Below are 15,172 nucleotides of genomic sequence, written 5' to 3'. Positions count from 1 at the left end.
GCGTCCTTCCCTCCGATGGGCCGGATGGAGCTCAGGGGCCGGGGGATCGCGGAACAGCGATGGGCCGGGGTAGCTTGTTGCCCGTCCTCGGCCAGGTCTTCATCGGACTGTGGGAGCGAAGCGAACCGGTATGACCAACGACGCGCGAGCCCTGTTGCCCATCGCCCTGGAAGCCGTGGCCATCGCCAACGAATTGATCACCACCCGCCCGCCCGGTGTGATCACCGCCAAAGGCGACCGCGACATGGCCACCGAGGTGGACTACGCCGTCGAACGAGCGGTGCGCGACCACCTCGGCCTGCGCACCCCCGCGGTGCGGTTCCTGGGCGAGGAGGGCGGCGAGGACGGGCACACCGGCGAGGGCCTGCAATGGGTCCTCGACCCGGTGGACGGCACCGTCAACTTCATGCACGGCCTGCCGCTGTGCGGTGTCTCCCTCGCCCTCGTCCGTGGTGACACGGCCATCCTCGGCGTCATCGACCTGCCGTTCCTCGGCTCCCTGTACGCGGCCGCCGAGGGCGACGGGGCCACCCTCAACGGCCGGCCCATCAAGGCGGGCGGCGCCGCCACCCTGGAGACCGCCCTCGTGTCCGTCGGCGACTACGCGGTCGGCGACGGAGCCGAGGAACGCAACCGCGCCCGCCACGCGATCACCTGGCGGTTGGCGGCCCGGGTACAGCGCATCCGCATGTTCGGCTCGGCGGCCATCGACCTCGTATGGGTCGCCGAGGGCAAGACCGACGCCTGCGTCATGCTCGCGAACAAACCCTGGGACACCGCCGCGGGCGTCGTCATCGCCAAGGAAGCCGGAGCCCACGTCACCGACCTCGACGGCACGCCGCACACGACCCGCTCCACCGCCACCATCGCGGCCGCCCCGGGCATCCTCCCCCAGATCATCGAGCTGGCCGGCGGGGCTCGGTCCTCCACGGCGTAGCGAGGACGGCCCGCCTGCGGTCAGGCCGATGCGAGAGATCGGGCCGCGTCCCGGCCGCGCGTAAAAGATCTTGGGTGCGGGCTTCCCGATCGTGGTCGTCGTGGCCTCTCTTAAGGGACCGAGTACTGCGGGCGAGGAGAGAGGAATCGGCGTGACGGACCCTGCTACGGGGGCGATCGTGGTCGCCGTCATAGGTGTCGTGACGACGGTCGTCCGGGGGTGGCGGCGCGGTTGGACCCGGCGGCTTCGGACCGGGCGCGTCTATCGGCTTCCGCCGAGGAGCCGGATCCACCATCTCGGCCGTCGCTGGGTGGCGGTCGAGGCCGAGAGCTGGACGGCCGGGCGTGCCGGTCCACCCGGCGCCGAGGGGGGCAGGCGAAGCGACGCCGGACGCGGTGGGCGGGACAGCGGGCGGGACAGCGGGCGGGACAGCGGGCGGGACGGCGGCCTGCGTGGTGGGCGGGCCGGGGCCGGGCGAGGTGACGGGCGACCTGATCGGCGATCTCATCGCCGACCTCGTCCAGGACCTGGAGACGATCGACGTGGACGCCTCCGGGCTGGACCTGCGCCATCTCGACCTCCAGGAGGTGGACGCGCTCGCCGGAGTGCTGTGGACGACGGACACGGTGTGGCCGCCCGGCATCGCCGGGCGGGTCCGTGCCCGGTCGCGGGAGATCATGCCGGGTACGAACCGGTGACCGGGCCGGGGACGGAACACGAGATGGAGGACCACTCCGCGCCGGCGCGGTGACCCCTTCGCGGGGCGTTTCAGTGCCGGACGGCGGACGCGCAGGTGATGCAGGTCCTCGCGGCCGGGCGGGCCTTCAGGCGTTCGACGGCGATGGCGCGCCCGCAGCCCTCGCACACCCCGTACGTCCCGTCGTCGAGTCGTTCCAGCGCCGTGTCGAGGTCGGCGAGGTGCTTCTCCGCCTGGTGGAGCAGGGATTGTATGTGAGCGCGTTCGAAGGCGGTCGACGACCCCTCCGGGTCGTGCTCGTCGTCGGCGCCCACCAGCGCGGACGACTCGACGATGTCGTCCCAGTCTTGCGTCAGCGAAGCGACCCGCGCCATGGTCCGCTCACGGTCCGCGCCCAGGAGATCTCGCATCGTCGCCCGCTCCGAAGGGGAGAGCGCGACCCCCGGAGATCGCTCTGCCATCACGGTGCCTCACCTCCGCTTCCAGCTTATTCGGCGGCCGCTTCACCAGGGCCGACGCGCTGTGCGGGGATGCTCCGGGCGAGCCCTGGGCCGGCCGGGGCACACTCCCGGGGCGTCAGTGCTCGTCCCAGTGGCCCTCGTGGCCGGCGTGGCGGTGTCCGTCGTGGACGTAATCGGTGTGATCGCCGTGCGGCACCGCCACGTGCCCGCACCCGGGCTGATGCCGATGGGGATGATCTTGATGGGCGACGTGCCCGGCCTGCTCGCACTCGTCCACGTGGTCCTCGTGAACGCGGTGCAGGCAGCCGTCGTGGACATAGTCCACGTGATCACCATGGGGCACGGCGACATGCCCGCACCCGGGCTCGTGGACATGGGCATGATCGGCGTGCTGACGGTGCTCGGTAGAGGTCGTCATGGTTTCCCCCGTAATCCGGCCGCGGGTGCGACTCCTACCGCCTACCCGTCCGGAACCGGTCTCCCCTCATCCGCGGGGTTCATGGTTCGGCAAACACGAGGCGAGGGGTCAGAGGCCGTGGCCACGGTCGCCCCGCACACGCTCGCCCGCCTGGTGTTCCATCTCCGGGGAGAACGGGGTGGCGGCGCGGCGGGCGGTGACGGCGAGGCGGGTGTCCTCGGCGATCAGGTCGGCGTTGATGGCACCGGCGGCACGGGTGCCCCCGGCGGCGGAGCCGATGACCTGCTCGAACAGCCCGGCGATGTTGCCGGCCACCCAGACTCCCGGTACCGCGGTCTTCCCCGTGGGGTCGGCGGCGATGTACGTGCCGACCACCGTTCCGCCCATCTCCTGCTCGACCGGTTCCAGGCCGAGGGCGCCCAGCAGGCCGCTGCGGGCGGTGAAGCGCGGCGTCACGACCATGGCCTGGCGTGGGACCACCGTGCCGTCGGTCAGGCGCACGCCGGCCAGCCGGCCGCCGCTCCGTTCCAGCGCGCTCACTTCCCCGTCCACCACGGTGACGCCGCGCGCTTCGAGCTGCTCGAACTCCTCGTCGCCCGGCTTGGGGGCGGTGTGCAGGAAGAGCGTGACGTCCTCGCTCCACTGCCGCCACATCAGGGCCTGGTGCGCCGCCAGGGGGCCGGTACCCAGGATCCCGATCGCCTGGTCGCGTACCTCCCATCCGTGGCAGTACGGGCAGTGCAGCACGTCCTCGCCCCACAGCTCGGCCACGCCGGGCACGTCGGGCAGCTCGTCGACCAGCCCCGTGGTCACCAGCAGTCGTCTGCCATGGACCTCGCCTCCGTCGTCGAGGCGCGCGGTGAAGCCCGCCGCGTCCCGCTCGACGGCCGCGACGGTGCCCTCCCTGATCACCCCGCCGTAGGCGCGCACCTCGTCGCGTCCGGCGGCCAGCAGCTCGGCGGGCGCGACGCCCTCGCGGCCCAGGTAGGCGTGGACCCCGTCGGCCGGGGCGTTTCGCGGCCGGCCGCCGTCGACGACGATCACCGACCGACGTGCCCGTCCCAGCGTGAGTGCCCCGCCCAGGCCCGCGGCGCCGCCCCCGATCACCACCACGTCATAACGCCGATCGCCGTCGGCCCGCAGGCCGTTCACGTGTCCCGTTGATCGCTTGCTCATGTGCGTTACCTCCGTTCCACGGCAGATGATGCGGCGACCCTTGTCGGCTTGACAAACATCTTTGCCAGGATGGCAAATGGGAGCATGGATGACGACACAGCGGGGATCCGCGAAGCCGGGCGGGCGGGGGACGTCCGTGACGTCGTGGCGGCGCGCCTTCCGGGGTACCGGATCACCTCCGTGGCGCTGCTCGGCGAGGGCGAGGACAACGTCGCCTACGAGGTGAACGGCGAGCTGATCGTCCGCTTCGCCAAGGATCCGGACCCGGCGGTCAGGGCCGCGCGGACCGAGGGCGAGGCCCGGCTGCTCGCCGCGGTCGCGGGCCTCTCGCCGCTGCCGGTTCCCGAGCCGCGGTTCACCGACGCGGAGCGGGGCTGCCTGGCGTACCACAAGCTTCCCGGCGTGCCGCTGACCGGCGTTCCCCTGCCGCGGTGGCCCGAGTACGCCGCCACGGTCGGCGCCGCCGCCGGCGAGCTGCTCGCCGCGCTGCACGGCGCTCCGGCCGATCGCCTGGCCCCTCTGGTCGAGACCGACCACCGGCCGGCCCGGGAGTGGCTGGACGAGGCCGCGCAGACCTACGCGACGGTCGCGGCGCGCGTGCCCGCGGCGCACCGCCCGGTCGTCGAGGACTTCCTGGGGGCGCCGCCGCCGCCCGACCCCGATGACCTGGTGTTCTCCCACAACGACCTGGGCGTCGAGCACGTCCTGGTCGACCCGGCCACGGGGACGGTGACCGGCGTCATCGACTGGAGCGATGCGGCGATCTGCGATCCGGCCTACGACTTCGGGCTTCTCTACCGCGATCTCGGCCCCGCCGCGCTCGACCGCGCCCTGAGCGGCCACCCGGACGACGGCCGCCGTGAGGCGCTGGCCGCGCGCGCCGCCTTCTACGCCAGGTGCGCGCTCCTGGAGGACCTGGCGTACGGGCTGGAGCCGGGGCGGGACGTCTACCTGGACAAGAGCCTCGCGGCGCTGGAGCGGCTGTACCCGGCCTAGCCGCGCCCGCCGTCGTCAGGGCTCCCTCGGTGACGCCGACGAGGTAGGCGACGCCTGGCGCACCGCGACGCGCAGCGCGGCGCCGAGGTCCGCGTCGATGCCCATGCACCACACGTGGGTGTCGTGCTCCGCGCGCCCGAAAACGGGTGGATCATCGGACGGGGGCGGATGCATCATGGCGCCATGGCCCGGATCAAGGACGTCGTGGTCGACTGCCGTCATCCCGCGCCGGTCGCCCGGTTCTGGGCGGCGGCTCTGGACGGGTACGAGGTCGCCCCGTACGACGAGGCCGAGCTGGAACGGCTGCGGGGCATGGGCGTCGAGGACCCCGAGGACGATCCCACCGTGCTGGTCGAGGCGCCCGGCCGCGGCCCGCGGTTCTTCTTCGTGCTGGTCCCCGAGCCCAAGACCGTCAAGAACCGCCTGCACCTGGACCTGACCTGCGACGACGTCGAGGCCGAAGCCGCGCGCCTCGTGGCGCTCGGTGGGCGTGTGATCGCCGTCCGCGAGGGCTGGACCACGCTCGCCGACCCCGAGGGCAACGAGTTCTGCCTGTTCTCCTCCTGAGCCCCGAGGGCCCGACCTCGCGTGGGTAGGAAACGCCTGATGCGCGTTTCCACCACATCCCGGGGGAGATCACCATGGACGAACGATCGGCGCGGGACGGCTCGGGGCAGGTGTCGTGGCACGGCCGCTACTTCGAGGACTTCAAGGTCGGTGACGTCTACCGGCATCCGCTCGGCCGCACCGTCACCTCCGCCGACAACGTGTGGCTGACCCTGCTGACCCAGAACACCATGCCCGTGCACTTCGACTCCCACTACGCCGCGCAGACCGAGTTCGGGCGGCGGCTGGTCGACTCGACGTTCACGCTCGCCCTGGTCACCGGCCAGAGCGTCACCGACGTCTCCCAGCACGCCATGGCGAACCTCGGCTGGGACAGGGTGCGGATGCCCAACCCCGTGTTCGAGGGCGACACCATCTACTCCGAGTCCGAGGTGCTCGCCGCCCGGGGCTCCACCTCGCGGCCGGGGGTCGGCATCGTCACCGTCCGCACCGTCGGCTTCAACCAGGACGGCGTGATCGTCATCGTCTTCGAGCGCACCGTCATGGTCTACCGGCGCGGGCACGGCCCGGACGTCACCGCCGTCACCCCGGTCTGGGACGCCCGCGCCGAGCGCGCCCTGGGGGACCGCGATGAACGACCCTGAGGACGTGCTCGGTCACGTCCCGCCGGGCGCTGACCTGATCGTCCCGCTCGGCGCCGGGGAGCCCGTCCGGCTGCTCGACACGCTGGAGGCGCACGCCGACCGGCTCCAGGACGTGCGCGTCCACCGCATGGACCCGCAGCGCGAGCGCGCCTACATCCGCGGCGAGTTCGGCGACCGGCTCCGGCACGTCGACTACTTCCTCGGCCCGGGCTCGCGCGCGGCGTACTGGGCGGGACACTGCGACCTGGTGCCCGTCCACTTCAGCGAGGCGGCCATGCTGATGCGGGCGACCACCAAGTGCACGCTCGCGCTGGCCGCGGTCAGCCCGCCCGACCGGCAGGGGTACGTCAGCCTGGGCACCAACGCGGACTACACCGCCTCGTTCATCGGGGACATCCCATTCTTCGTCGAGGTGAACCCGCACATGCCGTACACGTCGGGCGAGAACCTCATCCACCTCGGCGACGTCGCCGGCTGGTGCGACTCCGACACGCCGCTGCCGGAACCGCGGCGGATCCAGCCGGACCAGCGGGACCGGGCCATCGCCGGCTACATCGCCGAGCGCGTGCCCGACGGGGCCTGCCTGCAGATCGGCATCGGGCACGTCCCGAGCGCGCTGCCGGACGCGCTGGCCGGGCACCGCGACCTCGGCGTGCACACCGAGGTGCTGTCGGACGGCATCATGGACCTGGTCGAGAAGGGCGCGGTCACCGGCGCACGCAAGCGGCACTTCAGGAACAAGCACGTCGCCACGTTCTGCCTCGGCAGCCGGCGGCTGTACGACTGGCTGGACCACAACGGCGCCGTCTCGATGATGCCGGCGGCCTGGGTGAACAGTCCCCGCACCGTCGCGCGCGAGCCCGGCATGGTGTCGGTCAACGCCACCAGCGAGGTCGACCTGCTCGGCCAGGTCGCCAGCGAGACCATCGCCGGGCGCTACTGGTCCGGCTCGGGCGGGCAGAGCGATTTCGCGCACGGCGCGATGTACTCCGAGGGCGGCCAGGGCTTCCTGGTGCTGCACGCGACCACCCGCGACGGCACCAGCCGGATCAACCTGCGGCTGACGCCGGGCAGTGTGGTGACCACGCTCAAGAACACGGTGGACAACGTCGTCACGGAGTACGGCGTCGCGGAACTGCGCGGCCGTACGGTCGCCGAGCGGGCCGCGTCCCTCGTCCGCATCGCCCACCCGGCCCACCGCGAACGCCTTCACCACGAGGCCCACCACGCGGGTCTTCTGCGCTGACGCCGGCCTCGACCAGGCAGAAGAACAGCTGACGCAGGCGCCGGCCTGAGCGCTCGGCGGCGATGGCGTCTTCTACGGAGTAGACGAGGCTGAGGGTCTCGGACACCTTCATACAGTGACATGTCCGGACGGCCGCCTGCCATCGCATATCGCGACGCCGTGGTCACACAGAGGGGTGTGGGGCGTTCACCGGGGGCTCGGAGAATCGTGGGCTGCTATGTGCAGGCGGTGAGGAGGCGCGGATTTCGGCGGCCTTGCATAGCGTCGAGTCACAGCGCCATAGTCAAGGATTTACCAGGTCACCTGGAAATGGTCGGGCCGGTTTGTTTCGGCCGGGCATCCGTAACCGGTCAGGGGGGTCCGACCATGTGCGAGGGCGGGCGTGGGACGGTCACCGGCTCAGGTGTGAGCCGGATTCGGTGGTCTCGAGGGCGAGGACGCGTCGGCCGAACGGGTGTTACGGGATTTGAGAGAGAAAGAACATCACGATTTCGTAAGCGCGAGGCCACTGTCGGTCTGACTAGATCATCTAGTTCGGTGTTAGTAATGACAAATTTGACAAAACGCATATAAGATCGCGCATCGTGACTGGAGTCGCTCTGCCGGATCTTCGGCTGGCCGATGATCTGTTCTTCGCCATGCACTACGACATCACCGGCCGAACGCGACTGCACGCCCCGCTGACCGGCATCGGGCTGGCGGCCGCCCTCTTGGGGGAGTTGATGCTCGCCGATCGGATCACCATGCGAGCGGCCCCGGGAGGGACACGGCTGGAGCCGGTCCAGGAACCGTCTTCGGAGGAGTCCGAGGGGGCCGGGACGTCCGGCCGGGACCCTCTGGCCCGGGTCGTTCTCGCCCACATCGTCGCCGAACCGTCCCACACCGTCCGCACCTGGCTCCGCTTCCTCGCCCGCACCGCGCGCGCCGACGTCGCGTCCCGGATGACCGCGGACGGGCTGCTGCGCCCGCACCGCGGGCTTCTGGGGTCCAGGCACCTGCCGGTGGACACGAACCAGGCGGCGTGGCCGGTCGGACGGCTCAACATCGCCGTCCGGCGCCGCGAGCCGCTCGGCGCCCGGGACCGCGTCCTGCTCGGCCTGCTGAACGCGACCGGCGTCGCCAGGCTCGTCCTGTGGGAGCGGAACACCACCTACCTGGCCGGCGCGGTGGAGGGCCTTGCGCCCCGGCTCCAGGAACTGCTCGCCCAGACGGAGGCGGCCGTCGGGGACGCCGTCATCAGCCGCCGGTGACCTGCCCCCCGCCCCTCCCTTCCCCTGAAGGAGCCCCCGGTTGTCCCTGACAGAACAGAGAACCGGCGCCGTCACGGCGGCGCTGGCCGAAGACCGCCTCGGCGTGCCGTCCGTGGTCTTCTTCGTCATCTCGGCGGCGGCGCCGCTGACCGTCGTCGCGGGCGTGGTGAGCACCGCCTACGCCGTGACCGGCGTCGTCGGCGTGCCCTTGGCGTTCGTGCTGCTCGGAGCCATCCTGGCCGTCTTCGCGGTCGGCTACGTGACGATGGCGCGCCACGTCGTCAACGCCGGCGCGTTCTACGCCTACACGGCCAGAGGGCTGGGACGCCCGGCGGGCGTGGCGACCGCGTGGGTGGCGCTGCTGGCGTACAACGCGGTGCAGGTCGGCCTGTACGGGGTCATCGCCTCGGCGGCCACCCCGCTGCTCACCGACTGGTTCGGCGTCACCCCGGACTGGTGGGCCGTCGCGCTGGCCGCCTGGCTGCTGACCGGCGCCCTCGGGCTCATGCGGGTCGACGTGAACGGCAAGGTCCTGGCCGTGCTGCTGCTGGCGGAGATCGCCGTCGTCGTCGTGTTCGACCTCGCCGGCCTCGCGCATCCCGCCGCCTCCGGCTACAGCCCCGAGGCCTTCGCCCCTTCGAGCCTGCTCGTTCCCGGCATGGGGGCGGTGATCGCGGTCTGCGTCGCGGCCTTCGCCGGGTTCGAGTCCTCTGTGGTCTTCTCCGAGGAGACCAAGGACCCCCGGCGCACGGTGCCGATCGCCACGTACATCGCGCTCGCCGTCATCTCCGGGCTCTACGCGATCTCGTCCTGGACGGTCACCGTCGCGGTGGGCTCGGACAAGGTGGTCGAGGCGTCCCGCGCGCAGGGGCCGGGCCTGATCTTCGAGCTGGCCGGGCGGCACCTCGGGACGACCGCCGCCACCGTGGGCTCGGTGCTGTTCGTGACGAGCATCCTCGCGGCGATGATCGCCTTCCACAACACCATCTCCCGCTACATCTTCGCCCTCGGCAGGGAGCGCGTGCTGCCCTCGATCTTCGGCCGCACGTCCCCGCCGACCGGCGCCCCCGTCAGCGGTTCGGTGGCGCAGAGCGTCACCGGGCTGGTCGTGATCGTGATCTACGCGGTCTCCGGCCTGGACCCGCTCGTGCACCTGTTCTTCACGGTCGGATCGTTCGGCGGGTTCGGGGTATTGCTGCTGCTGGCGGGCACCTCGGTCGCGGTGCTGTTCTTCTTCACCCGCGAACCCGGCCTGGAGAACGCCTGGCGCACCCGGATCGCGCCCGGCCTCGCGTCGGTCCTGCTGCTCATCGTGCTGGGGCTCGCCCTCGTCAACTTCGACACCGTGCTCGGCGTCGAGCCCGGCTCACCGCTCCGCTGGATCCTTCCCGCCGTCTACCTCGCCGCCATCGTCTTCGGGGTGGCGTGGGGGCTGACGCTGCGGGCGACCCGGCCTCGCGTTTACGCCAACATCGGCCTGGGCGCCCAGGCGGCGATCGGAGGAGACAAATGACCGAGATCATCCGCGTTCACGATGCACCTGGGGCCGCCGAGATGGTCGGTGGCGTCATCGGCACCGCGTTCCACGACCTGGAGGTGTCGGCCTGGATCGTCCCGCCGGAGGACGACCGCCGCCAGATCCTGCCGGGCTTCTTCTCCCGGCACGCCGGGCACGCCTTCGCCTGCGGCGAGATCCACGCGACGGCCGACGGGGCGGCGGTGGCCGTCTGGTTCCACAACGACGGGTCTCCCCTGCCCCCGGCGCCCGGCCTGGACGAATGGGTGATGACGCTCAAGGACGTCTACGCCGACCGCTTCGCGACGCTCGCCGAGCAGATGGACGAGCACCACCTGCACCTGCCACACCACTACCTGGCCTACCTCGCCGTGCTGCCCGAGCACCAGGGCCGGGGCATCGGAAGCGACCTGCTGCGCGAACATCACCGCGCGCTCGACGCGGCGGGCGTCCCCGCCTACCTGGAGGCCAGCAACGCCCGCAGTCGTGAGCTCTACCTGCGGCACGGCTACCGCGACGTGGGCGACCCGATGGTGCTGCCGGACGGGCCGCCCATGTACCCGATGATGCGCATGCCGAAGCGCGCCTAGCCGCCGGCGCGGTCGCCGGTGCGCGTCACAGCCGGGTGACGCGCACGGCGTCCGCGATGACGTAGCCGGTGGCCGAGGTCCATCGGCTCACGCCGACCACGTTGTGGGCGCCGGCCGCGAGCGTGAACGTGCCGAGGTCGCGCCACTGGCCGCCGCCCGTGCGCTGGTCCACGATGACGGTCTGGTTGCCCGTGGTCGTGGCGACGAGGTACGGCGTGGAGGAGTTGTAGCCGGGGTCGGACGGGTACCGGACCTCGACCCGGTAGGAGCCGGCCTCGGGCACGGCGACCGCGAACCACGCGGGGTCGCTCGCCGCGACGGGGCTCGCGAACCGATAGTCGGCGCCGTACCGCTGGGACGAGTACGCGGACGTGCCCCAGGCCGTGCTCGCGGAGAAGCTGGCCTCGGCGTTGTCCACGACGACGCTGAACCCGCCGCCGGTGCCGGGCACCGCCTTGCCCGCGCTCGGCGCGCTCTCGTGGTGCGTGCGCTCGGACGCCGTCACGTAGTAGGTGTACGCGCCGGAGGGCGATGCGGTCGCGTCGGTGAACGACGTCGCGCGGGTCGTGGTGAGCAGGTTGCGCGCGTCGGCGAACTGGCACGGGTCGGCGCTCGGGGATCCGTCGACCCGGTAGACGGCGTAGGACACCGGCGCGCCCGAGCCGCCGCGCCACGCCAGGGCGACGCCGCCCGCGCCGCGCGTCGCCGACGTGATCGACGGCGCCTGGGGCGCGGCCGCCGAGCCGTACGCCGGGACCAGCGCGGGCCTGGAGTAGTGGTCGGTCATCACCCGGGTGAACGCGCCGATGCGGTCGGCGCGGACGTCCTTGGCGCTGAAGTAGATGTCGCCCGCGACCTCCGGATGCCCCCGGTTGTCGAACAGGTGGCTGGACAGCTCGCCCGGCTGCTGCCATGCCGGGTCCTGGCCGGACGCGCCCGCGCGGTAGGCGGCCTGGCCGACGAAGAGCTGGACGGCCGTACCCCGTACCGTGTCCGACCACCACGAGGTGAGGGCGGCGTAGTCGGCGGCGGCGAAGCCGATGTGCCAGTAGATCTGCGGGGCGATGTAGTCGATCCAGCCCTGCTTCACCCACAGCCGCGTGTCGGCGTAGATGGCGTCGTAGGACTGCAGGCCGGAGGTGCGCGAGCCGAGCGGGTCGGTCGAGGCGTTGCGCCAGATGCCGAACGGGCTCACGCCGAACCGCACCCACGGCTTGGCCTGGTGGACGCGCCGGCCCGTCTCCTTGATCATCAGGTTGACGTTGTCGCGCCGCCAGTCGGCGATGTTCGCGAAGCCGCCGCCGTACTGCGCGTAGGTGTCGGCGTCCGGGATCGTCTGGCCGCTGACCGGATACGGGTAGAAGTAGTCGTCCAGGTGCACGCCGTCGACGTCGTAGCGGGTGACGGCGTCCATGATGGCGTCCTCGATGAACGTCCGCACGGCGGGGATGCCCGGGTTGTAGTACATCTTGCCGCCGTAGGCGAACCGCCAGGACGGGTTCCTGCGCGCGGGGTGGGTCGCCACCAGCCGGTTCGGGTCCTCGTGGTTGGCGACGCGGTACGGGTTGAACCACGCGTGGAACTCCAGGTCACGGGCGTGCGCCTCGGCGACCATGAAGGCGAGCGGGTCGTAGCCGGGGTTGGTCCCCTGGGTGCCGGTGAGCCATTCCGACCACGGCTCGTACGGCGAGGGCCAGAACGCGTCGGCCGTCGGCCTGACCTGCACGACGACGGCGTTCATCTTGTTCCGGACCGCGAGGTCGAGCCACGCGCGGAACTCGGACTGCTGCGCCTGCGCGGTGAGGCCGGTACGGCTCGGCCAGTCGATGTTGGCGACGCTCGCGATCCACATGGCGCGCAGCTGGCGCTTGGGGGTCGCCGGGTCGGTGACGCAGGCGGCGGAGGTCATCGGGGGGCCGGAGACGGCCGGCACCGTCGCGGGGACGGGGGAGGCGCTCGCGGACGCCGTGGACGGGACGAGCGCGCCGAGCAGCAGGAGGGGGATGCCCAGGGCGGCGGCGCGGACCAGGGAGGCGAGTCGTCTCCGAGGCGTGGTGACGGCGCGGGGTGTGACGCTGCGAGGGGTGGCGCTGCGGGGGGTGTTGACCGGGGGTGCGGCGGTGAGCCGGCACGTGCGGCCCGCTCCGGGTGTGGTCATGTAAAGAATCTTCAGTGTCAGGCCGACGGAACGCAATAGTCTTCACGCGATCAGTCAGATCGATCTTGACCTGCGGTCGAGGCGGACAGAAATCTTCGGTCAAATGGAAAGTAATGTCAATTATCGACATTTGTCACCAAAGTTCCTACTGTGCAGCCGTTGGCACCCTCTACCGAGGAGTTCCCATGACACCCCCCGTCGTCAGGCCGGCCACGGCCGCACACCGCCTGCTCACCGCCCTGCTCATCTCCTGCTCCGTCCTGGTCTTCGCCGTCCGCCCGGCCCACGCCACGGCGGCCGCGCCCCTGCCCGACGCGTTCGCCCGCGCCGCGGCCGCCCAGGAGGTGCCCCGCGACCTGCTCGTCGCGCTCGCCTACTCCGAGACCCACCTCGACGGCCACGGCGGCAAGCCGAGCGCCAGCGGCGGGTACGGCGTGATGCACCTCGTCAGCAACCCCACCACCCACACCCTCGAACGCGCGGCCGAGCTCACCGGCCTCTCGGTGGACGCGCTGCGCGCCGACACCGACGCCAACATCCTCGGCGGCGCCGCCGTGCTTCGCGCGTACGCCGACAAGGCCGGACTCGACGCCGAGGCACGGAAGGACGCCGGCCGGTGGTACCAGGCCGTCGCCGCGTACGCCAACGCGTCGTCGCCCGAGATCGCCCGGCTCTACGCCGACACCGTGTACCAGCTCCTCGGCACCGGGTTCCGGGCGGCCGGGGTGACGGTCGCCCCGCAGGAGGTCACCGCCGACCGCGGCTCCTACGCCCGCACGCGGGACCTCAACGCGTCCCTCGCCGCCAGCCCCGACTACCCGAACGGATCGTGGGTCGCGGCGAGCAGCAGCAACTACACCGCCTCCAGCCGCCCGTCGAGCTACGCCATCGACCGGGTCGTCATCCACGTCACCCAGGGCTCGTACGCCGGCACCATCTCGTGGTTCCAGAACCCGAGCGCCCAGGTGTCGGCGCACTACGTCGTCCGCTCCTCCGACGGCGCCGTCACGCAGATGGTGCGTGACAAGGACGTCGCCTGGCACGCCGGCAACTGGAGCTACAACACCCGGTCCATCGGCATCGAGCACGAGGGCTACGTCGACAACCCCTCGTGGTTCACCGACGCGATGTACCGCGGCTCGGCGGCGCTGACCCGCTACATCTGCGACAAGTACGGCATCCCCAAGGACCGCGCCCACATCATCGGGCACGTCGAGGTGCCGGGCGCGACGCACACCGACCCGGGCCCGCACTGGAACTGGACCACCTACATGTCGTACGTGACCGGCGGCGGCACCCCGTCCTGGTCCACGACCCTCGACAACACCACCGCCGGGCGGTTCACCGCGAGCGCGAACTGGGGCACGTCCACCTACTCCGCCCAGCGGTACGGCGCCGACTACCGGTTCGCCAACCCCGTCGCGTCGAGCGACCCCGCCTGGTACAAGGCGGCCATCCCCAGCGCCGGCAACTACAGGGTGGAGGTCTGGTACGCCTCCGACCCCGGCTACAACAGCTCGGCGCCCTACATCGTCGCCACATCGAGCGGCAACCAGACCGTGTACGTCGACCAGCGATCGGGCGGCGGAGGCTGGCGCAACATCGGCACCTTCGCGCTCAACGCCGGCGACTACAACGCGGTCGCCGTGAGCCGCTGGACCTCGGGCGTCGGCTACGTCATCGCCGACGCGATCCGCATCTCGCGCGTCTGACGGGCACGTCCGCCGGCGCCGCGTCCGGCGGCGCCTGACGGTACGCCCGTAGCTCCACCCCTGTGGCCCGCGCCTCCGCCCGGAGGCGCGGGCCACGCGCGTTCCGCCGGGCGTCCGGCGCCGTCCGTCCAGGCCCAGTGAGCGCTCCGGCACCCTCAGTAGCTCATACACCATCACCACCAATGTCCGCCACCCCGTTCTTGACAATTAGTTGCCGTGCGCCTGACAACATGATGACTTCGATTCCCCTGTACCCGGACAGGCGAAATGACTCGGAGTTTGCTGTGCAGTCAGCAATCCCAACCAGGAAAAGGAGTTAGTAATGAGGAACAAGGCCGGAATTCTCGCCAAGCTCGGTGTCGGCGCCGCCCTGGTGTTCGGAGTGGCCGCCGCCGTGCAGCCCGGCGCCCACGCGGCCGCCGCGCCGTCGTTCACCGCGGCGCCCACCACGGGGCTCAGCGACGGCTCCGTGGTCACCGTGACCGTCACCGGCGCGGCCGCCAACACGGCCTACAGCATCGCCGAGTACGCCCACCTGGCCGCCGGTGTGCTCGCCTGTGACGCCGGGACCGGCACCACTTTCACCACCGACGCCGGTGGCGCCGCGACGTTCCCGTTGACCGTGCGCGCCTCCTTCGACGCGGTGACCTACGAGGGCGTGCCCGTGGGCAAGGTGAACTGCAAGGTTGACGGCTGCTACCTCGGGGCCGGCAACAACGACCTGGTCCTCGGGTAGGTCGCGCTCTCCTTCGCCTGACCCGCGAGGAGTCCGCCCGCCGCCGGCCGCCCCAGCGCGGCCGGCGG

At 71.7% G+C, this 15,172-nt stretch carries 15 protein-coding genes; 11 read left to right on the top strand and 4 right to left on the bottom strand.

Features of this window, described 5'->3' with window-relative positions:
- Nucleotides 1-130 precede the first annotated feature (130 nt).
- Nucleotides 131-937 carry an inositol monophosphatase family protein gene (locus tag DQ384_RS31590; protein WP_114032535.1) on the top strand — a complete coding sequence of 269 codons (807 nt, stop codon included), beginning with the start codon at nt 131-133 and terminating at the stop codon, nt 935-937.
- Nucleotides 938-1,332: 395 nt separating this feature from the next.
- A complete protein-coding gene (locus DQ384_RS31585; protein WP_147268965.1) occupies nt 1,333-1,635 on the top strand; it encodes a hypothetical protein in 303 nt (100 codons plus the stop codon).
- 70 nt (nt 1,636-1,705) lie between these two features.
- Here DQ384_RS31585 and DQ384_RS31580 read toward each other — a convergent pair whose 3' ends face one another.
- From DQ384_RS31580 to DQ384_RS31570, 3 genes are all read right to left on the bottom strand, one after another.
- Complete coding sequence (locus DQ384_RS31580) at nt 1,706-2,095, bottom strand: TraR/DksA family transcriptional regulator (protein ID WP_114032533.1); 390 nt, start codon at nt 2,093-2,095, stop codon at nt 1,706-1,708.
- Nucleotides 2,096-2,210: 115 nt separating this feature from the next.
- Nucleotides 2,211-2,420 (bottom strand): threonine dehydratase, encoded by a 210-nt coding sequence (locus tag DQ384_RS31575; protein ID WP_245966911.1) that lies wholly within the window; start codon nt 2,418-2,420, stop codon nt 2,211-2,213.
- Nucleotides 2,421-2,621: 201 nt separating this feature from the next.
- Nucleotides 2,622-3,689, bottom strand: coding sequence for an NAD(P)/FAD-dependent oxidoreductase (locus DQ384_RS31570; RefSeq protein ID WP_114032531.1), 1,068 nt, complete (start codon nt 3,687-3,689; stop codon nt 2,622-2,624).
- Nucleotides 3,690-3,773: 84 nt separating this feature from the next.
- Here DQ384_RS31570 and DQ384_RS31565 point away from each other — a divergent pair, with 84 nt between their 5' ends.
- The 7 genes from DQ384_RS31565 (at nt 3,774) to DQ384_RS31535 (ending at nt 10,498) form a co-directional block, all read left to right on the top strand.
- Complete coding sequence (locus DQ384_RS31565; RefSeq protein WP_114032530.1) at nt 3,774-4,685, top strand: phosphotransferase family protein; 912 nt, start codon at nt 3,774-3,776, stop codon at nt 4,683-4,685.
- A 183-nt stretch (nt 4,686-4,868) separates the two neighbouring features.
- Nucleotides 4,869-5,252, top strand: coding sequence for a VOC family protein (locus DQ384_RS31560; protein WP_114032529.1), 384 nt, complete (start codon nt 4,869-4,871; stop codon nt 5,250-5,252).
- A gap of 74 nt (nt 5,253-5,326) precedes the next feature.
- On the top strand, nt 5,327-5,896 hold the full coding sequence (locus DQ384_RS31555; RefSeq protein WP_114032528.1) for a MaoC family dehydratase: 570 nt from the start codon (nt 5,327-5,329) through the stop codon (nt 5,894-5,896).
- The gene (locus tag DQ384_RS31550; RefSeq protein ID WP_114032527.1) at nt 5,883-7,142 is read left to right on the top strand and encodes an acetyl-CoA hydrolase/transferase family protein; all 1,260 of its coding nucleotides are present in this window, start codon (nt 5,883-5,885) and stop codon (nt 7,140-7,142) included. The genes DQ384_RS31555 and DQ384_RS31550 overlap by 14 nt, the downstream gene beginning before the upstream one ends.
- A gap of 584 nt (nt 7,143-7,726) precedes the next feature.
- Complete coding sequence (locus DQ384_RS31545) at nt 7,727-8,392, top strand: GOLPH3/VPS74 family protein (protein WP_147268964.1); 666 nt, start codon at nt 7,727-7,729, stop codon at nt 8,390-8,392.
- Nucleotides 8,393-8,432: 40 nt separating this feature from the next.
- Nucleotides 8,433-9,905, top strand: a complete 1,473-nt coding sequence (locus DQ384_RS31540; RefSeq protein ID WP_220183246.1) for an APC family permease — start codon at nt 8,433-8,435, stop codon at nt 9,903-9,905.
- On the top strand, nt 9,902-10,498 hold the full coding sequence (locus tag DQ384_RS31535) for a GNAT family N-acetyltransferase (protein WP_114032525.1): 597 nt from the start codon (nt 9,902-9,904) through the stop codon (nt 10,496-10,498). The genes DQ384_RS31540 and DQ384_RS31535 overlap by 4 nt, the downstream gene beginning before the upstream one ends.
- Nucleotides 10,499-10,523: 25 nt before the next feature.
- Here DQ384_RS31535 and DQ384_RS31530 read toward each other — a convergent pair whose 3' ends face one another.
- The gene (locus DQ384_RS31530; protein WP_114032587.1) at nt 10,524-12,656 is read right to left on the bottom strand and encodes a family 10 glycosylhydrolase; all 2,133 of its coding nucleotides are present in this window, start codon (nt 12,654-12,656) and stop codon (nt 10,524-10,526) included.
- Nucleotides 12,657-12,841: 185 nt separating this feature from the next.
- On the opposite strand from DQ384_RS31530, the gene DQ384_RS31525 reads away from it, so the two are divergent.
- Entirely contained in the window at nt 12,842-14,368 is a 1,527-nt protein-coding gene (locus DQ384_RS31525) for a golvesin C-terminal-like domain-containing protein (RefSeq protein WP_114032524.1), read from the top strand.
- A 322-nt stretch (nt 14,369-14,690) separates the two neighbouring features.
- The gene (locus tag DQ384_RS31520; RefSeq protein ID WP_114032523.1) at nt 14,691-15,104 is read left to right on the top strand and encodes an enediyne antibiotic chromoprotein; all 414 of its coding nucleotides are present in this window, start codon (nt 14,691-14,693) and stop codon (nt 15,102-15,104) included.
- Nucleotides 15,105-15,172: the final 68 nt, after the last annotated feature.

The sequence above is a fragment of the Sphaerisporangium album genome (assembly GCF_003323745.1).
Lineage (GTDB): Bacteria > Actinomycetota > Actinomycetes > Streptosporangiales > Streptosporangiaceae > Sphaerisporangium > Sphaerisporangium album.
The sequence above is the reverse complement of the archived record's forward strand: the minus strand, read 5'-3'. Positions and strand labels throughout refer to the sequence as shown.